The 24,427-nt window shown below is 50.4% G+C and carries 25 protein-coding genes; 19 read left to right on the top strand and 6 right to left on the bottom strand.

What is annotated here, in order from left to right:
- The first annotated feature begins 139 nt into the window (after positions 1-139).
- From E3U44_RS10030 to E3U44_RS10045, 5 genes are all read left to right on the top strand, one after another.
- Complete coding sequence (locus E3U44_RS10030) at positions 140-2,299, top strand: TonB-dependent receptor (RefSeq protein WP_134358000.1); 2,160 nt, start codon at positions 140-142, stop codon at positions 2,297-2,299.
- 116 nt (positions 2,300-2,415) lie between these two features.
- Positions 2,416-3,597, top strand: a complete 1,182-nt coding sequence (locus tag E3U44_RS10035; RefSeq protein WP_134358001.1) for a glycosyltransferase — start codon at positions 2,416-2,418, stop codon at positions 3,595-3,597.
- A gap of 218 nt (positions 3,598-3,815) precedes the next feature.
- Complete coding sequence (locus tag E3U44_RS20360; RefSeq protein WP_276321930.1) at positions 3,816-3,941, top strand: hypothetical protein; 126 nt, start codon at positions 3,816-3,818, stop codon at positions 3,939-3,941.
- A 146-nt stretch (positions 3,942-4,087) separates the two neighbouring features.
- Complete coding sequence (locus tag E3U44_RS10040) at positions 4,088-5,635, top strand: M48 family metalloprotease (protein ID WP_134358002.1); 1,548 nt, start codon at positions 4,088-4,090, stop codon at positions 5,633-5,635.
- A gap of 16 nt (positions 5,636-5,651) precedes the next feature.
- Positions 5,652-6,686, top strand: a complete 1,035-nt coding sequence (locus tag E3U44_RS10045) for a metallophosphoesterase (protein ID WP_206054752.1) — start codon at positions 5,652-5,654, stop codon at positions 6,684-6,686.
- Between the two features lies 1 nt (position 6,687).
- Here E3U44_RS10045 and E3U44_RS10050 read toward each other — a convergent pair whose 3' ends face one another.
- From E3U44_RS10050 to E3U44_RS10070, 5 genes are all read right to left on the bottom strand, one after another.
- The gene (locus E3U44_RS10050) at positions 6,688-7,167 is read right to left on the bottom strand and encodes a CDP-archaeol synthase (protein WP_134358003.1); all 480 of its coding nucleotides are present in this window, start codon (positions 7,165-7,167) and stop codon (positions 6,688-6,690) included.
- 79 nt (positions 7,168-7,246) lie between these two features.
- Positions 7,247-8,053: a M90 family metallopeptidase gene (locus E3U44_RS10055; RefSeq protein WP_134358004.1), complete on the bottom strand. Its 807-nt coding sequence runs from the start codon at positions 8,051-8,053 to the stop codon at positions 7,247-7,249.
- 25 nt (positions 8,054-8,078) lie between these two features.
- Positions 8,079-8,456 (bottom strand): helix-turn-helix domain-containing protein, encoded by a 378-nt coding sequence (locus E3U44_RS10060; RefSeq protein ID WP_134358005.1) that lies wholly within the window; start codon positions 8,454-8,456, stop codon positions 8,079-8,081.
- Between the two features lie 11 nt (positions 8,457-8,467).
- Complete coding sequence (locus E3U44_RS10065; protein WP_134358006.1) at positions 8,468-10,957, bottom strand: ABC transporter permease; 2,490 nt, start codon at positions 10,955-10,957, stop codon at positions 8,468-8,470.
- A gap of 73 nt (positions 10,958-11,030) precedes the next feature.
- On the bottom strand, positions 11,031-11,711 hold the full coding sequence (locus tag E3U44_RS10070; RefSeq protein WP_134358007.1) for an ABC transporter ATP-binding protein: 681 nt from the start codon (positions 11,709-11,711) through the stop codon (positions 11,031-11,033).
- On the opposite strand from E3U44_RS10070, the gene E3U44_RS10075 reads away from it, so the two are divergent.
- A complete protein-coding gene (locus E3U44_RS10075; RefSeq protein ID WP_240761371.1) occupies positions 11,692-12,321 on the top strand; it encodes an arylesterase in 630 nt (209 codons plus the stop codon). The two genes, E3U44_RS10070 and E3U44_RS10075, sit on opposite strands and share 20 nt — an antisense overlap.
- A gap of 295 nt (positions 12,322-12,616) precedes the next feature.
- Here E3U44_RS10075 and E3U44_RS10080 read toward each other — a convergent pair whose 3' ends face one another.
- Positions 12,617-13,294: a BamJ family beta-barrel-assembly machinery protein gene (locus tag E3U44_RS10080; RefSeq protein WP_134358008.1), complete on the bottom strand. Its 678-nt coding sequence runs from the start codon at positions 13,292-13,294 to the stop codon at positions 12,617-12,619.
- 124 nt (positions 13,295-13,418) lie between these two features.
- On the opposite strand from E3U44_RS10080, the gene E3U44_RS10085 reads away from it, so the two are divergent.
- The 13 genes from E3U44_RS10085 (at position 13,419) to E3U44_RS10140 (ending at position 24,427) form a co-directional block, all read left to right on the top strand.
- Positions 13,419-13,985, top strand: coding sequence for an endonuclease dU (locus E3U44_RS10085; protein WP_134358009.1), 567 nt, complete (start codon positions 13,419-13,421; stop codon positions 13,983-13,985).
- A gap of 277 nt (positions 13,986-14,262) precedes the next feature.
- On the top strand, positions 14,263-14,997 hold the full coding sequence (locus E3U44_RS10090) for a hypothetical protein (RefSeq protein ID WP_134358010.1): 735 nt from the start codon (positions 14,263-14,265) through the stop codon (positions 14,995-14,997).
- 123 nt (positions 14,998-15,120) lie between these two features.
- Entirely contained in the window at positions 15,121-16,014 is an 894-nt protein-coding gene (locus E3U44_RS10095) for a HEAT repeat domain-containing protein (RefSeq protein ID WP_134358011.1), read from the top strand.
- A 27-nt stretch (positions 16,015-16,041) separates the two neighbouring features.
- Positions 16,042-16,500, top strand: coding sequence for a hypothetical protein (locus tag E3U44_RS10100; protein ID WP_134358012.1), 459 nt, complete (start codon positions 16,042-16,044; stop codon positions 16,498-16,500).
- Positions 16,501-16,609: 109 nt separating this feature from the next.
- Entirely contained in the window at positions 16,610-17,125 is a 516-nt protein-coding gene (locus tag E3U44_RS10105) for a TlpA family protein disulfide reductase (RefSeq protein ID WP_134358013.1), read from the top strand.
- A 16-nt stretch (positions 17,126-17,141) separates the two neighbouring features.
- Positions 17,142-17,378: a hypothetical protein gene (locus E3U44_RS19970; protein ID WP_240761372.1), complete on the top strand. Its 237-nt coding sequence runs from the start codon at positions 17,142-17,144 to the stop codon at positions 17,376-17,378.
- Positions 17,347-17,499, top strand: coding sequence for a DUF4266 domain-containing protein (locus tag E3U44_RS20500; protein WP_338040747.1), 153 nt, complete (start codon positions 17,347-17,349; stop codon positions 17,497-17,499). The genes E3U44_RS19970 and E3U44_RS20500 overlap by 32 nt, the downstream gene beginning before the upstream one ends.
- Positions 17,429-20,044, top strand: a complete 2,616-nt coding sequence (locus E3U44_RS10115; protein WP_134358014.1) for a DUF3570 domain-containing protein — start codon at positions 17,429-17,431, stop codon at positions 20,042-20,044. Before E3U44_RS20500 ends, E3U44_RS10115 begins: the two co-directional genes overlap by 71 nt.
- 80 nt (positions 20,045-20,124) lie before the next feature.
- Positions 20,125-21,093 carry an FAD:protein FMN transferase gene (locus tag E3U44_RS10120; protein ID WP_134358015.1) on the top strand — a complete coding sequence of 323 codons (969 nt, stop codon included), beginning with the start codon at positions 20,125-20,127 and terminating at the stop codon, positions 21,091-21,093.
- A gap of 84 nt (positions 21,094-21,177) precedes the next feature.
- Entirely contained in the window at positions 21,178-21,930 is a 753-nt protein-coding gene (locus tag E3U44_RS10125; protein ID WP_240761374.1) for an ABC transporter permease, read from the top strand.
- 11 nt (positions 21,931-21,941) lie between these two features.
- Positions 21,942-23,177, top strand: coding sequence for an ABC transporter ATP-binding protein (locus tag E3U44_RS10130; protein WP_134358017.1), 1,236 nt, complete (start codon positions 21,942-21,944; stop codon positions 23,175-23,177).
- A 3-nt stretch (positions 23,178-23,180) separates the two neighbouring features.
- Positions 23,181-23,792 carry a sulfotransferase family protein gene (locus E3U44_RS10135; protein WP_134358018.1) on the top strand — a complete coding sequence of 204 codons (612 nt, stop codon included), beginning with the start codon at positions 23,181-23,183 and terminating at the stop codon, positions 23,790-23,792.
- Positions 23,793-23,806: 14 nt separating this feature from the next.
- Positions 23,807-24,427, top strand: a complete 621-nt coding sequence (locus tag E3U44_RS10140; protein WP_134358019.1) for a sulfotransferase family 2 domain-containing protein — start codon at positions 23,807-23,809, stop codon at positions 24,425-24,427.

Below are 24,427 nucleotides of genomic sequence, written 5' to 3' on the forward strand. Positions count from 1 at the left end.
GCCAGGGAGGGCGCGCATCAAACCCTTTTTTCAGGGAGGAAAAACGGGTTTGCGGAACACCTCCGGTTCGCTCCTAAAACACCTCATATTTTATTCATAGGTACTAAAAAATTAATATTATGGTTACCAGGGGAGAAGAATGATTAAACGAACGCCAATCTCCGTTATCGTGGTTGCTTGCGTTGTCCCCCCACTTTTTGCTCAGGAGGTAGACTTGCCAGAGCTGGAAGTCGTGGGGCAACCCATTGACCGCTCAGTGATAGAAACTGAAGAACAACCCACGCCGGTTCCTGATGCGGCAGACCTGCTGAAGCGAGTCCCTGGGGCAAGCGTCAATGCCAATGGTCCTATTACGGGCATTACTCAGTATCGAGGAATGTTTGGGCCCCGAATGAACGTGCGCTTAAATGATACCCCTCTTGTGCCGGGTGGCCCTAATTGGATGGATCCGCCATTGCACTATATACCCCGCAGTTTACTGGAATCGATAGAGCTCATTCGGGGCATTGCCCCGGTAAGTAGTGGTTCTGGAGTGGGTGGTTACATTGAGGCAGAGTCCAAGTCCAGTCAATTTACGGCCAGCGAGCAATTTGAATTTCACGGTGATGTGGAAGCCAGCGGTCATTCTGTGGATGAGGGTTATGGTCTGGGGGGTATTCTGTCGTTGACCAATGATCGCCACCGGTTACATTTCCTGGGTAGCCGGGATGATGGGGATGATACCGAATTTGGGGATGGCACCATCAAGGGCACTGAGTACGAGCGGAATACCTATGGTGGAGGATATGGTTTTCGGGTGGGCAACCATGAATTTGGTGTTGATTATCAACGCCTGGATACTACCGATACCGGTACTCCAGCCTTACCTCTGGACATTAGTTTTACCGAGACTGATCGAGTGGGAGGGAACTATACTGGTTTTTGGAACAATATTCAGTTCGAAACCAGACTCCATTATTCCAATGTGGACCACCAAATGAACAATTTTAAGATTCGCCAGGCCCCTGAATTTTGCCAACTTCCGGTGCCCTTCTGTGCCGGCGACGATAAACGTTTTGTCAATGCCGATAGTGAAAATATGGGTTATGGTATTCAGGCTATCTTTCCTGTATGGAAGGGAAGTTTAGCGATTGGTACCGATGGTCATGATGCTGAGCACAATGCGATCGTCTTCGATCCTGATTTTGCCCCCTTCTTTATTACTAATTTTAATGATGCCCAATCCAGGGTTTACGGGTTCTTCAGTGAATGGACTGGGGAAATTTATCAAGACTGGGGATTGGAGCTTGGGGTCCGTTACAGCCGCGTGGAAATGGATGCGGACAAGGTCAATGCCTTTCCTGCCCAGTTGGTGGATGCCAATCCAGGCATGTTTCCCATGGGGACTCCTCCCCGGGCGGTATTTATGCTCAGGGAGCGGTTTAATAATGCTGATCGGGATCAAACCGATAATAATGTGGACTGGGTGGTTAAGCTTGACTATCAAATGAATTCTGCTCTTCGTTGGTTCTTTGGCGCGGCTCGCAAAACGCGTTCTCCTTCCTATATCGAACGTTTCCTCTGGATCCCCTTAGAGGTCAATGCAGGTCTTGGGGATGGCAATAACTATGTCGGCAAAGTGGATCTTGATCCAGAAGTTTCTCATCAGCTGGAGTTTGGTTTTGATTGGCGAACTCAAGCCCTCTACTTTGCACCGCAGGCCTATTACCGCCGGGTTGATGATTATATTCAGGGCGTTCCCGTGACTGATCCCGTGGTAACGGCGGTCAGTACCAATGCGGCTGGGGATCCTACCCCATTGCAGTTCGCTAATGTGGATGCTGAGTTTTATGGCCTGGATGCGGATTTCGGCTATCGTTTCCATCCGCAATGGCGAATTGATGGGGTGGCCAGTTACGTCCGGGGTAAGCGGCGGGATATTGACGATGATCTATATCGCATTGCTCCAGCTACTTTACGCTTAGGGCTTACCCATGAGCAGGCACGATGGTTTGCAACGGTAGAGAGCGTGTTGGTTTATCGCCAGGAAGATATTTCGGATACGAATACTCAAGATCCTGAAAATCCTAATAATACTAATGAAGCCACTCCAGGCTATGTGCTGGTTAACCTCTATGGGCAATATCGCTTTCCTAATCAAGGGATCACTTTTACGGCGGGAATCGATAATCTGCTGGATAAAACTTATATCAATCACTTAACGGGTTTTAATCGGGTGCTGAATAGCGACGTTCCACGAGGGCAGCGTTTACCGGGTCCTGGCCGCAATTTCTTTGCTACCTTGCGCTATGAGTTTTAAGGATGGGCGCCGATTTGCTTTTGCTGGCTGATGCAAGTGGATGCAAGTGATTGACAGCGTTCGACGGTCCAAGTAATCATCCCGGTTTTGGGTTTAGCTGATACTTTGGAGCTGCCGTGCGCATTTTAAAAATCTCGGACGTTTACTTTCCTCGGATCAATGGTGTTTCCACTTCGATCCAAACTTTTCGCCACGAGTTCCAAGTTCTAGGCCATGAAGTCACCTTGATCGCGCCGGCCTATGGCTTAGACGAAGCCCCGGAAGCTGACCTTATTCGGATTCCCGCACGGTCGGTGATCCGCGATCCAGAAGATCGGTTCCTTAAATGGCGGCATATTCTTAATCTGGCCCCGGAGCTGGCAAAGCAAGGTTTTGATTTGATCCACATCCATACTCCTTTCGTGGCCTATTATGCGGGGGTGGCCCTATCCGAGCGTTTGGGTCTGCCGCGGGTAGAAAGTTATCACACCTTCTTTGAGGAGTATCTCTACCATTACATTCCATTTTTACCCAAAGCTTGGCTGCGCTTTGCGGCCCGCCGTTTGACCAATACCCAATGTAATAACGTGGATGCCTTGGTGGTGCCTTCTACTGCTATGTTGGGGATCTTGCGGAACTATGGGGTAAAAAGCCCGGCGGCCATTGTCCCGACCGGTATCGAATTGGAACGTTTCAAGGGGGGAAAGGGCGCCCGCTTTCGGGAACGCTACGGTATCCCTGTGGATCGCCCCACGCTGGTGCATATCGGTAGGGTGGCGTTTGAGAAAAATATTGATTTTTTGCTGGAGGTGACAAAGGAGGTCAAGCAGCAGGAGCCAAGGATTTTGCTGATTGTTGCGGGAGAAGGGCCGGCCTTTAATCATTTGAAAAAGCAAGTTGACGCCTTAGGTTTAAAGGATAATGTGCTATTTATCGGATACTTGGATCGGGAGGCGGAACTTCCCGATTGCTATCATGCCGGTGATGCCTTCGTTTTTGCCTCCCGTACCGAGACTCAGGGGTTGGTGCTTCTAGAGGCGATGGCCTTAGGTATCCCAGTGGTTTCCACAGCGGTGATGGGAACCCGGGATGTGGTGGGACCTGGGAGAGGCGCTTTGGTGGCTGAGGATAACGTGGCGGACTTTACGGCCAAGGTACTCACTGTCCTTCGCGATCCAGAATTACGGCAGCGATTAAGTGCGGAGGGCCGTGAATATGTCAAGAGCTGGAGTGCAAAAGCCTGTGCCCTCAGATTGCTGGAGCTTTACCAGCTTGCCTTACGCCAGCATAAAGCTGCGCCGATGCAAGGGAGCGTATAGAAAACCTCCGATGCTTTAAGCTAAGTTTATCTTTAGTAAAGCTAAATTCAGAGACCTATTCTTCGGTAAGAGAGCCCTAATATCCATGGACTCGGCTAAAATCCGCGGTTTTGTCGACCAGATTTGGCAGCAATCTATTTTATCTGAGCTGAAGGAATATATCCGTATTCCAGCGGTATCTCCTTTTATTTGAGCCCCAGTGGCAGACACTAGGATATATGGATGATGCGGTGGCCTTGGTGGAGCGCTGGTGCCGGGGACAGCATCTTGAGGGGATAAAGACGGAAATATTTCGCCTACCGGGGCGGACTCCCCTGATTTATTTGGATGTTCCTGGGAATTGAGAAGACTGTGTGTTGCTGTATGGGCATCGTAGAGTGAATGGCAAAAGCTGCAGCAGAATTTGGCGACGATCCTGTAAAGATGCTCTATCTTTAGGGATGGAGATATCCACCCTTGAGAGGGGTAAGGGTGAGGAAAAAATAAAAAAATGGCTGGGCGATTAAGCTTTGTACTGCTGTTGGTTGCCGCACTGCTCAGTGCCTGCGCCGTTAATCCTGTCACCGGTGAGCGAGAGTTGGCATTGGTCTCCGAAACCCAGGAGGTGCAGATGGGGGAGGAGAATTATTTGGCGATGCGGCAGATGCAGGGCGGTGATTATGTGGTGGACCCTGAATTAACCGCCTACGTGAGTCAGGTGGGCCAACGCCTGGTGGCAGTGAGTGATCGCTCCCTGCCTTATGAGTTTACAGTGATCAATGATTCTATACCCAATGCTTGGGCTTTACCCGGCGGTAAGATTGCTCTTAACCGGGGGTTGCTAACTGAACTCAATAATGAAGCCGAATTAGCGGCGGTGTTAGGTCATGAGATTGTCCATGCCGCGGCCCGCCATGGTGCCCAGGGCATGGAGCGTAGCTTGTTACTCAAGGGGGCAGTGCTAGCCACAGCAGTGACGGCGGGGGGGGGTGAATATGCTCCTCTGGTATTGGGCGGGGCCCAGGTGGCGGCGCAATTGGTCACCCAGAAATATAGTCGTGATGCGGAGCGGGAGGCGGATCTTTATGGCATGCGCTATATGTCCCGTGCCGGTTATGATCCCTGGGCTGCGGTCAGCCTGCAGGAAATTTTTATTCGTCTCTCCGAAGGGCGGCAGGAAAATTGGCTTTTGGGGTTATTCGCGAGTCATCCCCCTTCCCGGGAGCGGGTTGAAGCCAACCGAGCGATTGCCCGTACTTTACCTGCTGGGGGGGAGTTAGGGGTAGCGCAGTACCAGGCGAAGATTGCCCCCCTCAAGCAGGCGGAAAATGCCTATGCGGCTTATGATAAGGGCCGTAAAGCACTCCAGGAAGGCCACCTTCAACAAGCACTGGCTTTGGCGGAGCAGGCCATTGCTGAAGAGCCCCGGGAAGCCCTGTTCTACGCCTTGAGGGGTGATGTCCATTTGGCTAGAGAAGGCTACCAAGAGGCCTTGGTGGATTATAACCAGGCTATCGCGCGCAATGACCGCTTTTTTTACTTCTATAACCAACGGGGCCAGGTAAAAAAAGCCCTGGGCGATCTGGAAAGCGCTCGTCAGGATCTCCAGCGGAGTTTGGCCCTATTGCCCACGGCGACGGCCAACAAAGCCCTGGGGGATCTGACCTTGGCGCAAAATGATCGGCAAAGCGCTATAGCGTATTATCAACAGGCGGCCGCCTCCCAGTCTCCTCTTGGCCTTGAAGCGGGCCGTGCTTTAGCCCGGTTGGATTTACCCCAGAACCCCCAAAAGTATCTGGCGGTTCGTGCTGGATTGGACCGGCGCGGTTATCTCATTGCCGAGGTGGCCAACCGGGCCCCAGTAGCGGTCCGTGACATTGGCATTGAAGTGCGTTATCTGGACTCCCAAGGATTAGTACGTTCACACAGGCAACAGTTTCAAGGAGTTCTCCCTTCGGGCCAAGTGGCGCGCCTTGAAACGGGGCTGGGGCCCTTCTCAGATCTAAGCGTCCTTAAACAGCTTCAAGCGGGGGCCATTCAGGCGCAACTTGCCGACTAACCAGGATATTTAAGCAATGAAACACAGGAATTATAAGTATGCCCCTCCCGCTTGGGCTGGCGTGGTGGCAAATGGAGTCTCCTCCGCGGAGGAGATCCTTCCTCTGGAGCAGGAGGAGATCCTGGTCTTAAAACAGCTTGAACGGCGGGTGGGTCCCCTCCACCTTAGGCAGCGTCTTGGTATTGAAGGGGATCATGAAACCCATGTCTTTTCCCAGGGACGTAATTTTTTTCATATTGAGAATTGGTATTCTGTCCATTCCTTCATTCGGATGACCTTGCGTTGTTTGGCCCTCCACCGGCGGGGTAAACGCAATGCCCTGGCCATTCAGGTCCGTCATAATGAAATTTCTCTCAAGGGGCTACCTCCCTCTTTTGAAGGTTATACCCTTTTGCACTTAAGTGATCTGCATCTGGACATGAACGGGCAGCTTCCCCATGCTCTGATTGAACAGGTTCAGAAGGTAGAGTATGACCTGTGTGTGATCACCGGGGATTTGCGCGCCAAGACCTATGGACCTTACCAAGCCGTGATAGAGGCCGTGGAACAATTGCGCCCCCATCTCAAGGCCCCTATCTACGGGGTACTCGGCAACCATGATACTATCCGTATGGTTCCGGGTTTGGAGGCGATGGGAGTGCGGGTGCTCCTTAACGAGGCGGTGGCTATTGAGCGGGACGGTGCTGCGCTCTATTTAGCGGGGGTTGATGATCCCCATTATTATTGCGCCGACAACTTAGAAAAGGCCTGTGCCGAGATCCCCGAATCGGCCTCCCGAATTCTGTTGGCCCATTCTCCTGAAATTTATAAACGGGCAGCCCACTGTGGCTTTGATGTGATGTTCTGTGGGCACACCCATGGAGGACAGATCTGTTTGCCCGGTGGTATCCCTCTCATGGTCAATGCCCGTTGCCCTCGCAGGATCTGCGCCGGGCCTTGGCGTTATCATCAGATGCAAGGCTATACTTCAGTGGGTTCGGGGGTCTGCGTAGTGGATGTTCGTCTCAATTGCCCCCCTGAAATTACCCTGCACCGGCTTCGTTGCGATTAAGTTAGCGGGAGTGGAAGCGAGGATAAAGCCGGCCCCATAAATACCATAGGAAGAGATCAAGCAAGGCAAAGGCCAGGAGGATCACCGCTAGATCTAGCCAGGGTATGGTCATCTGGCTCCGGAGGAAACAAAGGGGAAAAAAAGCTTCTGGAATGTGGTCCAAGCCGGGCACATTAGCGCCGGCGGGCAGGCCAAAGCGTCGCTTGATGAAACTAGAGACCAGATCTCCTACCATGGCCCAAAAGCCAAACAAAGCGCCAGTGATTAAGGAGAAGCCGAATAGCAGGGCGATAAGGGCGGTAGTCAGAATAGCGGCAGCAATTCCCCGAATGGTTTTGGAAGAGCCAAAGAGGGGATTTCCATCTGGAAGCCGAAGACGGCCATCCAAGGGCCAATTGAAACGATCTTTCAATAGGAAAGCCGTTATCACGGGGGTACCGTTGGCTACCAGGAGCAGTAATAGGAGTGAAATTAGATCCACCGGGTTAACCTCCCCTGTTTCCATCAATACCAAGAAAGCATAGTATGTGGTTCCTTCGGCGCTAAAGAAGAGTGATTCCCTACAAGGTTTTCCGAGCGCTAGGAGAGCGGCTAGCCGGGTCCTGACGGTAGTAAAGTTGCAGTTGCTGATAAACTTGGGGAAGGGCAGCTCGCAACCGCTGGGGGAAGACAAAAAAGGCCTCGCTGGCCACAGCGAAAAATTCGGCAGGGCTTTCTAGGGCATAAGGATCTAAAGGGATCGGTTCCTCTGCCGCCCAGCATTTGTTCAAACTTTTATAAGCCTGAGAAAAAATAGCAGTCCAGGCACGACGGTTCATGGTTTGATGCAAAGGGGGCATACCATTTGCTACGCCATTGCCCATGTCTAATAGATGGGCGAACTCGTGGATGACCACATTACCCAGTTGCTCGGAGGGGGTCAGGGTGTGTGCCACCTCATCCCACGAGAGGATCACCGGTCCCCGGTCACAGGATTCGCCAATCAGCGGGTGCTGTACCGCATGCACGATGCCGTTTTCATCCTGCACTTCATGTTTGGCAATAAATGCCCCTGGATAAAGCAGTACTGTGCGCCAACCTTGGTAATCATCCCAATCCAGGTAGAGAATCAGTAGGGACGCTTGGGCCGCCACCACCAGGCGCATCTCCTCCGTGACCCTGAGACCCTGGATGCCATCAATGGATTTATAGTGCAAAAATAAGGCGCTTAAATCGCGAAGATGATTAGCCTCTGCCAAGGTGAGCCCCTGGAGGAGCAGGAGCCGGGTTGTGACCTTCTCCCAAAGGGCAGGGGGAATAGGGTAACGATTGATAATCTGCCGCCGCCAATAGGCCCGAATGTGCTCAGTTATGGAATTGATAGGCATAAAGTCGACGTAATATCCCCCGAGACTATTGAGTTTTATTGTCCAGCTTATAGGCCTGGATCAAAAGGTCGGCAGGAATGTTCATGTCCCGGTTGAGCCGACGGATCATATTGAGGGACAGGGGCCGCCGGCGAGAGAGAACCTCGGAAACCCGGCTTCGGCTGCCGATCATCGACTCCAGATCCCGGCGCGTAAGACCCTGAGCTTCCATGCGGTGCTTGATCATCTCAATTGGGTCCGGTTTGTCAATCGGGAAGTGTTTGGCTTCCCATGCCTCGGCCAGGGTGGTTAGCAGGTCCAACCGATCGCCTTCTGGCGTATCAGCTTCAGCATCCATAAGCTGGGCGATCTCCGCTAGGGCCGCTTCGTAATCCGCCTCGGTCTTGATCGGTTTAATGTCCATTTTTTGCCTCCTTACACCTGCCGCAGTGTTTGAAAAGGGGGCGCGTGAAGCACCGAACGGGTGCCTAGAAGGCCGGCAAGGCTTACGCCAAGGCTGCCGGCGAGTAAGCCTAGGACGAGCAACCAGCCATTGAACTGAAAACCGGTATGCAATACCCGTTCGGCCAGCAAATATCCAATAGCGAGGGCACCGATGGCGGCGACGGTTCCCGCCACGGCTCCCAAGGAGAGAAACTCTGCCGCTAAGCCGCGTATGATGGTGCCTCTGCTGGCTCCCAATGTTCGAAACACCGCACTTTCATAGAAACGTTCGTCATTAGTGGACTGAATGGCGGCAAACAACACCACTACTCCTGCGGCTACAGTAAAAGCAAAAATAAATTCAACCGCGAGGGTGACCCGGTCGATGATGGCTCTGACCTGCCCCATTAACGCCTCCACATCAAGGATAGTGACACTGGGGAATTGTTTCACTAAGGCGATGAGAAGGGGTTTATCTTCTTCCGGTAAATAAAAGCTGGTGAGGTAGGTACCAGGCGCATCGTTAAGCAGCCCGGGGGAGGCCATCACAAAAAAATTGGGATTAAATGAACTCCATTCGATGGCGCGTAAGCTGGTTACCGGCGCCATGACCTTTTGGTCGGCGACCTGGAAAGTGAGGGAATCGCCCAGTTTGATTCCCAGTGTTTCGGCAAGATCGGCTTCTACCGAGAACTGAGGCGGTTCCGATTCTTGGGAGGACCACCAGCGTCCCGCCACGATTTGGTTGTCAGCTTGGAGTTCACGGGCCCAGGTAAGGTGAAATTCACGCCTCGCCAGGTGTCGGGCCCGAGAATTGCTGTAGTGTTTGTCCTTTATGGGCGTGTCGTTGATGGCCACCAAACGACCATGGATATTGGGATAGAGCGGGGGTACGGGTTGGCCTTGATGGGCAAAGAATGTTTGAACGGCCTCTACTTGGTCTGGCTGGATATTGATCATAAAGTGGTTGGGAGCATCAGGAGGAAGATTAGCTCGCCAGTTTGCTAACAGATCGGAACGCACCACGGTTAACAACAACATCACCATGATTCCAAGCCCCAAGGCAATGGTCTGCACGGTGCTGCTCCCTGCCCGCCGTGCTACGCTGGCAAAGCCATAGCGCCAGGCGACCCCTACCCGTGAGCGCAGCAATTTTAGCCCGCTGATAAGCAGCCAAGACCAGGCTGCGAGCACCAATACGGTGAGGATGCTGCCCCCGAGGACATAGAGGGTTAATCTCATTTCCCCCGATTGCCACGGGATGAGGGCGGCAATGGCGATAAGCGCGCCCAAATAGACAGTGTACACGGGCTGATGGGAGGCCCCTGTATCCCGGCGCAGCACCCGAGAAGGAGGCACATCCTTGAGCCGCATCAGGGGCGGTAGGGCAAAGCCGAGGAGGGCAATTAAGCCGGTCAAGGTACCGGTAAGGAGGGGCCATAGGGAGGCGGGAGGCAGCTCGCTTTGAAAAAGGTGACTCATTAAATGGGCAAGCACCGATTGGGCTAACCAGGCCACCCCACAGCCGATAAGGCTGGTCACCAGTCCAAGCCAAACCATGGTCAAGGCATAAATTTGAATAATTAATCCTTGGGTCGCACCCAAGCAACGCATGACGGCACAATTATCCTGGTGGCGATCGGCATATCGTCTCGCCGCGATGGCAATGGCGACGCCGGCGAGAAAAACGCTGGTCAGGGCCGCCAAGGTAAGAAATTGGTCGGCCCGTTGGAGGGCGGTCCGTAGCTGGGGTCGTCCATCGCGGACCCCCATCACCCGGCTATTTTCTGGGAGGTGGTTTTTGGCCCAGTGTTTATAGGAGATAATTTCTTTATGGGGGCCTGCCAGTAGCAGACGATAACGGGCCTGGCTTCCCGGCTGCAATAAACCGGTACGCTCCACATCTTCCAAATTCATCAGTAGACGGGGGGCGATGTTAAACAGTTGCCCCCCTCGGTCCGGTTCCAATAGCAGTAGCTTATCCACGACTAAGCTTGACCGTCCTAGCGTTATCTGGTCGCCCACCGTTCGCTCGAGAGTGGGCGCAAGTTGAGGATCAAGCCACACGGTTCCCGGTGTGGGGGGGTGGTCTGCCTCGGTGGGCTGCGCAAAGGGATCTTCTCCCACCATTAATTGGCCCCGCAGGGGATAGTTCTCCTCAACGGCTTTGACTTCGGTAAGTTGTAGCCTGTCGCCAGCAGGTATCATGCTTCGAAAAGACACCGTCTGGGTAGTTTCTAGCCCTACGGTATGGGCTTTGGTGATGAAATTTTCTGGTAGGGGATTGCGGGATTCCACTACCAAGTCGCCCCCTAGCACCGTCCCGGCCTCTGTCTCCATGGCCTGGCGTAACCGTTCAACGAAAAAGTTAACCGTAGTCACAGCGCTCACGGCGATGATCAGGGCAACTGCGATTAACCGGATTTCGCCAGAACGCCAGTCCCGCTTCAGGGTGGTGAGGGAAAATGCCAATGATTTCATCCAGCCCTCCTCAGTTGCATTGCCAGTACTCTGGTAAAGAGCACTCGTCGGTTAAAGGAATTTTTATGGTCCATCATGGGGAGGCTACCAAACGCCCGCTGTCCAGGGCTAAAGTGCGATTACAATGCTTGGTGAGTGTTTTGTCATGGGTGACCAGCACTAAGGTAGTGCCGTATTCTCGCTTCATGGCAAATAGGAGATCGCTCACTTTGGCACCTGTTTTGCCATCCAAATTTCCAGTGGGCTCATCGGCAAAAAGGATCTGGGGACGGGGTGCAAAGGCGCGGGCAATGGCCACCCGTTGTTGTTCGCCGCCTGAGAGTTGATTAGGGTAGTGGCCCGTGCGATGGCCGAGGCCGACGGCTTCTAGCTCGGCTAGGGCCGCCTCTCGCGGCTGGGAGTGACCCCCGAGCTCCAAAGGCAACATGACGTTTTCTAGGGCGGTGAGATTGGGCAAGAGATGAAAACTCTGAAAGACAAAGCCGACCCGGTCGCTGCGTAACCGGGCCCGCCCGTCTTCATCCAGAGTTTGTAGATCGACGCCATCCAAGATAACCCGCCCGGAGGTTGGTGTGTCCAAGCCGGCCAACAGCCCTAATAAGGTTGATTTGCCGGAGCCGGAGGCCCCAACAATGGCCAAAGCTTCCGAGTGGGCAATGGAAAAGCTGATATCATTCAGTATAGTCAGTAGATTCTCTGGGCTTTCCACGCGTTTGATGAGGTGTTCTGCGCGTATGATGAAATTATTTTCCATAGTTCGATTTAGTGTACTTGTCGGTTTACTGCTCCAATCTATGGCTTCCGGGGCCGCGCTCCAGCCGGTCATTGTAGTCCTGGGAGATAGTCTGAGTGCCAGTTATGGTATCCCCCTCAATCAAGGTTGGGTCACACGGCTCCAGGAACGTTTGACCCGTGAAGGCTACCCTTATCAGGTGGTCAATGCCAGTATTAGCGGAGAAACCACCCGCGGCGCACTGGCTCGCCTTGATATCTTGCTGGATAATCATCAGCCGGAGATCGTGGTTGTCGAGTTGGGAGGCAATGACGGTCTACGAGGGTTATCGCTGGCGGAGGTGCGACGAAACTTTTCCCAAATTATTCAAAAATCTCAGCAAAGCGGTGCCAAAGTGTTACTTATTAGGATGCGTTTGCCGCCGAACTATGGTCCTCTGTATACGGAAAGATTCCAAAAACTATTTGCCGATCTTAAGAACGAGTATGGAGTGGCTACCGCACCCTTTATCCTGCGTGGGATTGCCACCCGATCAGAGTTAATGCAGTCCGATGGTATCCATCCTCGCCCTGAGGCTCAGGCCCTTATGCTGGACAACATTTGGCCGGCATTAGTTCCGCTGCTGCAATGATCCCAATTGCCCGAAAAAAAAAAGAAGAGTCACCGGGCAGTGGCTCTTCTTTAGGTGGCAGGAGGCTCAATTGAAAGTGTAGATATAGCAATTCCCGTTTAAATTAGACTTAAGGAACTTGGGGCAGGTATAACAAGACACGCTGTCAATCCGTCCCTGGAAGCTCGACGCCGGCGTTCTTCCCGGCGATACCAAGCTACTTTAAAATGTTGTTTTAGTGATCGTTGCATGACGATCACCATAAGGCAGCACATAGGGGCTGTGAGAGGATGCTCACAGCCCTTAAGGGGAACGATTATTTAATTTCAAGCAGTTCGATATCAAAGATCAGTGTTTCATTGGGACCGATAAGGCGGCCGGCGCCCTGTGGACCGTAGGCGAGTTTAGGAGGGACAACGACCTCCCATTTGGACCCCACAGGCATTAACTGCAAAGCTTCTTGCCAACCTCTGATAACGCCATTGACTTTGAAAGTGACTGGCTGACCCCGTTGATAAGAGCTGTCGAACTCTGTGCCATCAATTAGCGTGCCACGGTAGTTCACCACCACCGTGTCGTCAGCGGCGGGCTTTTCACCTTCACCCTGCCGGATGATGCGGTATTGCAGCCCGCTGTCAAGTTCGACTACCCCTTGCTTTTCCTTATTGGCTTTGAGGAAGTCTTCTCCAGCAGATTTATTTTTTTCTGCCAGTTCGGTTCGCTGCTGTTGCTCTTGTTGTTGCATGGCCTCCATTGCTGCCTTCGCTTGCTCAGGAGAAAGTCGCGAGGGGGCTTGCTTAAGGGCATCTTCAATAGCGAGGATAAAAGCTTGCTTATCCAGCTCTATCTTTTGCTGTTGCAAATTTTGACCAATTTGATATCCGATAATATAACTCAGTTTTTGAGTATCTGTTTCAAGCTCGTCCGCAGCGCTAGCCCCTGCAGTGAAGAACAAGATGAAGGCGGCGACCAGAAACAAGGCTCCCTTACGCATATTGATTCCTTAAATTAATTGAGAGGTTATTAGGTGGCCCGATAAATGCATTAAAAGGCCGGTGTACCTTCGCTTGGAGGCGAAAAGCCTGAAATATTCGCATAAGTTTATATTTTAGTCCAAGATGGTGCGGTCGTTGTCCCATGTCATTGGTTTCGATGATGCTCCTTTTCCAGCACAACACCGTGGGGATGTGCTGGTGGTAGGGGCGGTATATTCCGCAGAACGCCTTGATGGCGTATTGAGCGGTAAAGTGCGCCGCGACGGTATGAATGCAACCCGGACGCTGATCCGTTTAATCACAACTTCACGTTTTTTCTCTCACACCCAACTGCTGATGCTCCAGGGAATTGCCTTGGCCGGATTTAATGTTGTGGATTTGCACCGCCTTCACCAAGCCACGGGTATTCCGGTGTTGGTCATCGCTCGACGGGCACCTAACTTTACTGCTATCAAGCAGGCGCTTTTGCATCGGGTCCCGGGAGGTCGACGCAAATGGGCGCTGATTGAGCAGGCCGGACCACCGGAGTCTGTCGCTGGCATTTATATCCAGCGGGTCGGCCTGACACTAGCTGTGGCGGAGGCAACAATCCGGCGTTTTGCCATCCATAGCGTTATTCCCGAGCCTCTGCGCACCGCCCACATTATCGCCGGAGGGGTTGTCGGAGGAGGAAGTCGGCAACGGGTGTGATTTTTGTGCCTTCATATAAGTAACTTATTACCAAAACTGTGTCATTTAGCGTAACGGGTTATTAAAATTACGCTAAATGACACAGTTTTTGCGCATCGGCCGAGTTCTATGCTTGTAAATGCATGTATTTTAAGTAAAATTATTTATGGAATGGTTATTGCACTCAGGTGGTTACTCTAACCGTATTTATAACGATGGTGAGTTTAGCTTTGTCGCCCACGGTTAAATTCTCTTAATGTTTTAGCATTTACGAGATTAACGATACGAGGAGGCTGTCTTGATAAAAAAAATAACCTTATTTGTTCTGCTTTTTGCTGTATACAGCGTTAGTTCCCTGGTGTTTGCCCATACCGTCATTAAGGATCAAGCTAATGAAGGAACCACCCTGTATACAGCTTTTGCCATAGGGCATGGGTGCGGCTTTGAAGATAAAGATAGTCTTCCTGTCATTTCTCAGTCGGTGGTTTTCCCCAATGGCCCTAACTCTATTGTCACCCGTCTTGATACCGAGGAAGCCATTAATTTAGGGGATGTGCTCATCGGCGGCGCCCATTCAAACGGCCTGATTAACCCCAAGGCGATTCAAGATATAAATGTTTTTAATATGATCGAACAATTTAAGGATGAGACCGGCGTAGTAAGAGGTATTCACTATACCGATGGCGAGCTACAGGCCGATCTGGCAGGGGTTATCCCTTTTCGCGTCTCAGGAGTTACCTTTGTGGAAGAGTCCTGTGCCACCAAGGTAAGGGCCCGTATTGGGATAGCTAACTGGTGCCATGAGAGGGAAGGGGCGCGCCGGGTGGATGTATGGATAGGGAAATTGACTCCCGTATTTAATGACGAGCGAGTGGTTTCTGTAGGCTTTTGGCCCACTTTGACCATTAACCGGGATTTAGCGGCTAATCCCTTACCCGAAGACTGCGGCGAGGGTTATGAAGTAGCGGTGGAACCTTCGGCGGAAGAAGTTGATCAATATCTGCCCATGTCGGGGTTTATTTCCGGGCTCTAGGTAGATTTGTAAAGGGTAAGGTTCGCGAGGCGCATAGCGCCTCGCGCTCGCTTAACAGTGGGCCATTGGGATGCTTGAGTTAAAATCCTTTTTCCTAAACTTTTCTGACGTTCGGGGGTTGAGATGCCTGTGGGTAAATTTTTACTATTAATCCCACTCTTTTTTATCCACTCCTTTCTCTTTGCAGGCGAGACTTTTCATGATCGGAGCCAAAAACTTGAATCCATCTCCAGAAACGATGGTGGTTTGCATTTAGAAGTAGAGCAAGCACCGTTAGAGCAGATATTTAGAATCATTGAAAATGAAACCGGCATTCGGTTACATGCTTCTCCCATGCCTCAAAAATGGGTGACGGCAACTTGCGCAGGCGCAACTCTGGAGGTGCTAAAATGCGTCCTAGGTAAAGAAGCTAATCTCATTTATCGGTACGCGGACAAGTTATCCACAGATAATCCAACGCCCCGGCTGCAAGATGTGTGGGTGCTGAGTTCAAATCCAAGTAAGCATCGGTTGCCCCGGGAGACGGATCATCAAATTATTTGCGGCGCTACAGAACATTCTAATAATCCTATTCAGCATGAGCGGCAGTCGGTGTCTGAGGAAGAGCAAATAGCCCTATCCAGTTTGAAGCAAAATGAAAGGGAAAAGCTTTCAGCGCTTGCCCGATTATCACCCAATCCCACACAGCGGGAGGAGGCCTTATCTCGCCTTGCGCTTGTAGATGAAGCTGATGATGAGAGCATCAGAAATATTCTGACGGAGGCTTTAGGAGATCGAAACCCAAATGTCAGGGCGCAGGCTGTGTCCGGGCTCGTTCGGCGTAATGATCCTGAAAAGGACGATGTATTACGAGAAGCCTTGCATGACAGTGATGTGGGGGTGCGGTTGATGGCGGTTAGCAATGCGGGAGAGGATATGGCTTTACTTGAAGCGGCGCTCCATGATACGGATAAGATAGTGAGAGATTTAGCTAATATGAAGCTTGATCAAATTTTGCGGGAAAATCCACGTCAATAGGCGTAGCATGATAAGAGGAGAGAGTTTATGAAAAATGTCAATAGGTTGGCCATCCCCTTTATGATGGCTGCCTTGGGATATGCTGTGAATGGGGCGGCCCATGATCAAGTCGGTGCCTTGGGCAATGAGGCGAGTGCCACTGATCACTACTTAATTATTTGCTCCACTGAGGCAGGGGAAGCCTCTGACGTGCTTGAGGTTCGAGTGTTTGATGCCACCGAAGCCCAGGGTGGAGGTAAAATAAGCGCAGTAGTCCAGAGGGAAACAGTGGTTAGAACCGCTTCAGATCCCTTTAGAGTGGATGAGCATTTCAACCATGACAAGAATTTTGGTCCCCTGACCTCTGTCTCCGGCGGAAACGGAGCTTATAATGTCATGGTGCATAAACTTAAAGATGGCCCTAAAAGTTATTTACTTGAATACCATTGCAAGACAAATTCTGGCATCCACACGGGTACGTCATTGACGGTTTTACAAGATCAGTAATAATGGTCTGTTGTGCTTATCTATGGTTATTAAAGGATTTCAGTGAGCTTTCTTCCTGAGAGGGAGAGAACTCAGGGGCTATCCTAAAAATTAGAGTTTTAATAGCGTTATGAATAAACTAAGACCGGCTCTTTTCTGCTTACTACTAGCTACTATTCCGCTGCAAACGCTTGCCATCTCTGAAATAAAACGGGAGGCACCCAACTGCACTTTAAATACCTTGGGTGCAGCAGAACAGATCACTATTCAGCAATGGCAAGGAAAAGTTATTTATGTGGACTTTTGGGCTTCTTGGTGCCCCCCCTGTGTAAAATCATTTCCATTCTTAAATAATCTGTACCAACATTTTAGTGACGAGGGACTGCAGGTCTTGGGGGTCAATCTTGATGAGAAATTAAGCGATGCCGAAGATTTTCTAGCGAAATTTCCTACCCACTTTGATATTGTCATTGATCCAGATCAAGAGTGTGCTCAATTATTCGATGTCCAAGCCATGCCTTCTTCTTTTCTGGTTGATCGGAACGGAATGATCCGTTATGTCCACAAGGGATTTAGATCCGGGGATGTTGAAAAACTGCGGGCACAGATCCAAAAGCTTTTAAAAGAAGAAGCGGCTAACTCTTAATTTTTAGCATGGTTTATTGTCTGTCTTTCCTGCCCTGTTCGATAATTTTTCTGCATTAATAACAACACTTTGCCAAACGCCAAAATTTGTTTCAGTGCGCTTCGGCTTTGAAGAGAAATACAGCAATAATGAGAAGCAAGCGAATAACCAAGACAAAAATAATAAAAATAATAAGCACGCTATTATTATTTTTGGCGGTAGGGTTGTCAGGTTGCGCCTCGGTGGCTCCCTGGGAGCGGGGCAACCTGGCTAAGCCCCATATGGCCCTAGACCCCCATCCCATGCAGAGCGGTTTGCGTGCCCATGGCTACAATAGCCGCGAGGCGGCTGCCGGCAGTGGTTCTGCTGAAGGGGCGGGGTGTGGCTGCTATTAAGCCGAAGCCTCTCGCCAAACCCTCCAAGTGCCGAGCCAGTTCTTCGTTATTGGCACTGACTTCCGCTGCACTGGCTTTACCTGGCTTAATGTTGCCACCGGCCCATGCTGCTTTTGAGGGGGGGGAGTTCAATTCCCAATACGGCCGTTACGAGGAGGGCGGCAGCACTCAAAGCCAATTTCGGAATAAGGACAATGACATTCAGGTGGATAGTCTGGAAACCTCCGGCGAAATTGACCTCACTGACCGCTTGAGATTTCGGGCTAATTTTATTCAGGATACCTGGGTAGGGGCCACGCCCATCACTACGGCACCAGCCGCTACTGTCCGATTTAATCCCAATGCCCAAACCGGGGCGTCACCTTTCTTTGATCTCAGGGGAGGGGTAGTTAATTTTGATATCGACACGGGTCAGGGGTTGGCGACCATTCCAAGGACCTTTGAGTCTGTGATCACCGCTGAAACCGTGCATGTGATGGCCGAGGCCTCGCCGGAAACCCGCAAGCAGGGGGATTTCAATCTAGGCTACGAGTGGGATGAAGCGGCGCTGGACCTGGGCGGTGGTATTTCTCTGGAGGATGACTATGAATCTCGCTATTTCAACCTGAGTGGGCGCTGGGATTTCAACCAGAAACTCACTACTTTGACGGGAGGGGTAGGCTACATTAATAGCACCATCAATGCCCTGCGCTTTCCATTCAGAGCGACGTCGGTTCCCGTCGATCCGGAGGGGGAAGTCAATCCCAATTTTCCCGATTGGTCGGTGAGGGTCGATGACCGGCGGACGGATACTTCGGTCAATTTTGGTTTCACCCAGGTTGTAGACAAAAACTCAGTATTCAAGGCAGGCTTTGGTTATACCCATAGTTCAGGTTTTCTCTCAAATGCTTATAAGGAATCGGTATTTTTCGTTCCCTTAGAAACCCCTGGCATGACGTGGCTTTTTACCCGTTACGATAAACGCCCTGAGGAGCGGGATCAATTTAACTGGACTGCAGGCTATTCCCGTTACCTTGCTGGATTGGATGCCGCTTTGCACTTCAATTACAGTTTTTTTCACGACAACTGGGGAATTAACGCCCATACTTTTGATATTTCCTGGGGGCAACCCCTGGGTAGGGGGTGGACCATCACCCCCACAGTCAGATATTACAGCCAAAGTGCTGCGGACTTTTACAATCCCTTTTTTATAGTCGATCAGGGGCCGCTTTCAGTAGAAGAGATTTTAGCCAACCAAAGCCAACTGCCTACTCCCGACCATTTTTCTAGTGACCATCGACTGTCCGCTTTTGGGGCCCTGAGTGGTGGAGTAACATTGAGTAAACAATTCGCCAAAGGGGTTACCCTGGAAGCAGGTTTTGAATATTATACCCACGCCGGTTCCTTAAAGTTGGGGGGAGGGGGGACTGGCGATTTTGCCGATTTCAACTATTTTTTGGCCAATGCGCTGCTGAGGGTGGATCTTTCGGCTCTCAACCATTCTGGCGGTGGTTACGGGGGGCATGTTCACCCGGTCGGTCATGAGGGGCACAGCGATTTTGCCCCCGCTGGAGTGATGTTCAGCCATATGCTGAGAACACCCGGCGAGTTTATGGTGGGTTACCGGTATAGCTATAGCCGCCACGGTGGCGACATGCTCCATGGCAGCCAAGCCGTCAATGATCTTGCTATTGTCAATAATGCCTGCAGGGACACACCCTGCCAGGTGACCTCGGAGCATATGAATATGCATATGCATATGCTTGATCTCATGTATGTGCCAACGGAGTGGTTGAATGTGATGCTGATGCCCATGTTTATGGATATGGACATGGGCTTGCGGGAGCTTGAGGGGGCCCCCCCTCCGGATCCGGATGCGGTTGGCGGGCACAGCCACGCCATCGAGGGGGGCGGCCATGCCACTGGTGGAGTGGGTGATACGAGATTGTTTGCGCTAGTTAAATTATTGGATTCTCCCCAGCATTATTTGCACCTGGGCTTAGGCGTCAGCGCCCCGACCGGTGACGTGGATATTAAAGTCGAGGGTATGGAAATCAACGAGAATAGCCCGGATTTTGGCAAACCCTTATTCCTTCACTATGGAATGCAGCTTGGCAGCGGTACCTGGGATTTCTTGCCTAGTCTGACCTACACTGGTGGGCTGGATCGCTGGTCTTGGGGCGGTCAGCTGAGCGGTACCGTGCGCTTGGAAAGCGAAAACTCCTCCGGTTTTGCCTTTGGCGATATATTTCAGGCCACCGCCTGGGGCGGTTATAGCCTGTTCAATTGGTTCTCTGCCTCGGTTCGAGGCATCTATACGGTACAAGGTGCAATTGAAGGTCAATTCGACGGACCCACTCCGAGTTCGGCGCCGGTAGATTTCCCGGATAATTACGGCGGGCGCTTCTGGGATGTGGGTTTTGGCCTCAATGCCTCTACTCTAGGAGGTGGGCTTAAGGGAAATCGATTGAGCTTCGAGTGGATACAGCCGATAAGGGATGATGTCAACGGCTTTCAACTGGAACGGGAGGGTACGCTGTTTGTCACTTGGGGTTTGGCGTTCTAATCAACAATGGAGTGAGCAGGGGGGCATTTTCTCTCTGGGATTCGGACTCCGGTTCTGGCGGCTGATTTTTTGGGGGTAGGGTGAAGCTTTACCGCAAGGCTTTTAATGCTATGGGCACGCCCTGTGAGATTCAACTCTATGCCCAAACTCAGGCCAAAGCCCAACGAGCCGCAGAATTCATCATCGCCGATGTGCGCAGGCTGGAGGCGCTGTATTCCCGTTACCGGGCTGATAGCTTTCTTTCTGAGATTAATCGGGTGGCGATGGCGGGTGGGCGTATCTCGGTAGATGAAGAAACAGCGGGATTGCTCAATTATGCGGCCACTTGCTATGAGCAAAGCGAAGGATTATTTGACATTACTTCCGGCATCTTGCGGCGCGCTTGGAACTTTAAGTCAGACAAATTGCCGAGTAAAGCGCAAGTGCAAGAGCTGCTTAGCAGTATTGGCTGGGATAAACTATATTGGGCACCGCCGGTATTGGAATTTCCCTTACCCGGAATGGAAATTGACTTTGGCGGCATCGTCAAGGAATATGCCGCTGACCGCACTGCCTCACTGAGTTCGCAGGCGGGGGTTCGGCATGGTTTAGTGAATTTAGGTGGTGATATTAAGATTATTGGTCCCCGCCCCGATGGTGAGCCTTGGCGGATTGGCATCCGTCACCCGAGTCATCAAGGAGCAGCAACGCGAATGCTCCTGTTGCAGGAGGGCGCTATTGCCAGTAGCGGTGATTATGAGCGTTGCATCGTGTTAAATGGCGTCCGTTACGGCCATGTCCTCAACCCTAAGACGGGTTGGCCAGTGCGGCATTTGGCATCGGTGACCGTGGTCAGTGATTTATGCGTTGTGGCGGGAAGTGCCTCTACCATTACCATGCTGAAAGAAACTGATGGCCCGGATTGGTTGCAAAATTTGGGTTTACCTCATTTCTGGGTGGATATCCGGGGTAAAACCGGGGGGTCGCTAGAGGAATTGCCCACTAAGACTGCTGCTTCGATTGGGAATGGCAAACAGCAAGCGGCAATCATGGTGCTTGATGAACATTAAAATGACGCCTATTTTACAATGCCGAGATTTTCCATTTCCCCTATCATTGCAATCAGACAATTTATAAAAACCCGAGAACTAATTGTGCAGCTTATCTGGAGCGAGGTGGCAGGTCGTTATCGGGGCTCCTTTGCCGGATTCTTGTGGTCTTTTATCAATCCGCTGTTTTCCCTAGTCATGTACACCTTCGTCTTTGGTGTAGTTTTTAAAGCACGCTGGGGATTTTCAACGGAAAATACTTTTGATTTCGCGCTGGTGCTATTTGCCGGTTTAATCGTTCACGGGCTATTGTCTGAATGCATTAGTCGGGCTCCTTTTCTTATCCTTGGTAATCCTGGCTATGTCAAGCAAGTAGTTTTTCCCCTTGAGATATTACCGGTTGTTGTTTTGGGGGCGAGCCTGTTGCATGTTGCTATTAGTTTTTTATTGCTGATTGTTGTTTGGAGTATTGCCCATGAGGGGGTGACGTTAGCCGCAGCCTTTATTCCCTTATTGATATTGCCATTGAGTTTAATTGCTGTTGGCGTGGGTTGGTTTATTGCAGCGGCTACCGTGTATTTTCGGGATCTAGCTCAGTTGGTTACCTTTATCAGCAGTGGTCTGCTCTTTTTTTCCCCTATCTTCTATCCTGTAAGTTCGGTGCCCGAACCTTTTCGTGCTTTTCTGGAGTTTAATCCCCTCACTTATGTGATTGAACGGGTGCGCGCCACCCTCATTGGGGGGGAGATTCCGGAATTAAAAGGATACCTAATCTATTTCTTAATTTCTGCAGCTGTGGCCTGGTTTGGTTATGCCTGGTTTCAGAAGACACGCACCGGTTTTGCCGATGTAATATGACATTGATTTCGATGACTAACATCGATCCCGAAATTTTAATTGACGTGAACAGGGTTAGTAAGTGTTATCATTTGTATCAACGCCCTCAAGATCGTTTGTGGCAGTCCTTTTTTAGAGGACGCAAGAAATTTCACCGTGAGTTTTGGGCATTACTCAATGTTTCCCTGCAAGTCCGGAGACGGGAGGCTGTGGCGGTTATTGGCCGTAATGGTGCTGGGAAAAGCACCTTGCTTCAACTGATTGCTGGCACTTTGACTCCTAGTGCTGGAAAGATCACCGTTCAAGGCCGAGTCGCCGCTCTACTGCAATTGGGAAGTGGCTTCAACCCCGAATTTACAGGACGAGAAAACGTATTTCTCAACGGCGCTATCCTCGGATTCAGCCGTACTGAAATCGAACGCCGGTTTGATGAGATTGCCGCCTTTGCAGAGATTGGAAATTTCATTGAACAACCGGTTAAAACCTATTCTTCAGGGATGACCATGCGGCTTGCCTTTGCCGTTTCCGCCTGTCTCGAACCCGAAGTGTTAATTATTGACGAGGCTTTAGCGGTAGGCGATGCGGTATTTCAATTCAAATGCCGAGAACGGCTTCAGGATTTGATTGCTAAGGGCACCACTCTGCTGTTTGTCTCCCATGACATGAGTGCGGTTAAATCTTTTTGTCATCGTGCGATTTATCTTGAAAATGGCCAGAAAAAAGCAGAGGGTGAACCGGAGCATATTTCTGAGTACTATTTTATGGATGTGCGTGCCGAACAATCTCGTAGCGCACCACAAAGAAATAAAGACATAGATACGGCTATTAGAAAAAAAACCTATGGTGGTTATGGTACCAGCGAAGGAGAAATATTGTCTGCTGCTTTCTCTAGCACTGGCCAAAATAATGCTTTTTTTAATTATGGGGATATCATTGAGTTAAAAATTAGCTGCCAGTTCTCAGTCCACATCCAATATCCTTCTTTATCGGTAGTGATCCAAGCAATCAACCTAGTCGGTATAGGTGGCCAGTGGTTTCGGATCAAACAGCGTGATTTAGATAGAGAATCAGCTACCCTCACCATAAGATTTCCAGCAAAATTTAATGAGGGAAAGTATTTTATTACCCTAAGGCTGGAAGAACGCAAAGATCAAAAGCAATACTACATTTTACATAAAATTCCAGGTGCATTAACATTTGATATTCTGCCACGCTCCGATAACTGTTTGTTGGGTTTTAATGACTTAGAACTTGTGTGTGAACAGTAAGCCATGATCATTTCTCACAAGTATAAGTTTATTTTTATAAAAAATGGAAAAACCGCAGGAACCAGTATTGAGGTGTTCCTTTCTCAGATTTGTGCTTTCTCTGATATTGTTACACCCATTTATCCCCCTGTAGAACTGCACCTTCCCCGTAATTACCAAGGCTTTTATAACCGTATGACAAGTGCGGAGATCCGGGATCGAATAGGCGAAAAAAATTGGAAAGATTATTTTAAGTTTTGCGTGGAGCGCAATCCCTGGGATAAGACTCTTTCTTATTATTATATGGCTAAATTTAGAGCCAATGGGAATCTTTCTCTTGATGAATTTCTCGCTGGTCAAGAATTTCCTATCAACTTTCCCCGGTATACAGAACCAGATGATAATTTCAAAATTATTGTTGATAAGATTATTGATTTTGACAATCTCATGGCTGGCTTAAGGGAAGTGTTTCGGGGGTTAAGAATACCTTTTAATGGCTCGCTTGGAGTTTATGCTAAATCAGAGTACCGAACCGATCGGCGGCCTTATCAGGAAGTTTTAACCCCTGCCCAAGCAGAACGGATTAGTAATATTTTCGCGGTTGAAATTGCTTTGCATGGCTATCGCTTTTATTAGGCGAGGCTAAGCCTATGATAGGGATATATCACCAATTTATCTTTGTGCATATTCCAAAAACAGCTGGAAATGCACTGCAAAGTGTTCTAAGCGCCTATTCAGAAGATACGCTTGTTGCCGGTAATAACAAGGATGGTGTTCACCGCTTCGGACTATATAGTGCTTACGGTACCATTAAGCATTCAACTTTGACTGATTATTTTGCTGCCCTTGGACCGGAATCATTTTGGTCAAAGAGAAAGTTTTCCTGTGTCCGCAATCCCTGGGACCGTGCTATTTCTTTTTATTTTTCACCACACCGGAGGTGTGATACCTGGGATCGAAATGAATTTATCCGGATGTTGGATGAAATCCATCCGATGAGCACCTACTTGCGGTTACCCACTGATGCAGCTGGAATGAGACCCGATGATAATCTTGATTTTATTATTCGCTACGAACAATTAAATGAGGATTTCTCTAGATTGTGTGATATTTTAGACATTCCAGGGAGGAGCCTTCCTGTTCTTAATCAAGGCAACCGGCGGCCTTATTTTGATTATTATGATCCTGAGCTTATTCAAATAGTAACGGACCGCTTTTGGGAAGACATTGAGGTTTTTGGCTATAAGTTTGATTCCGTAAGAGAAAGCTAG

The sequence above is a fragment of the Nitrosococcus wardiae genome, assembly GCF_004421105.1.
In the GTDB taxonomy this organism is placed as follows: domain Bacteria; phylum Pseudomonadota; class Gammaproteobacteria; order Nitrosococcales; family Nitrosococcaceae; genus Nitrosococcus; species Nitrosococcus wardiae.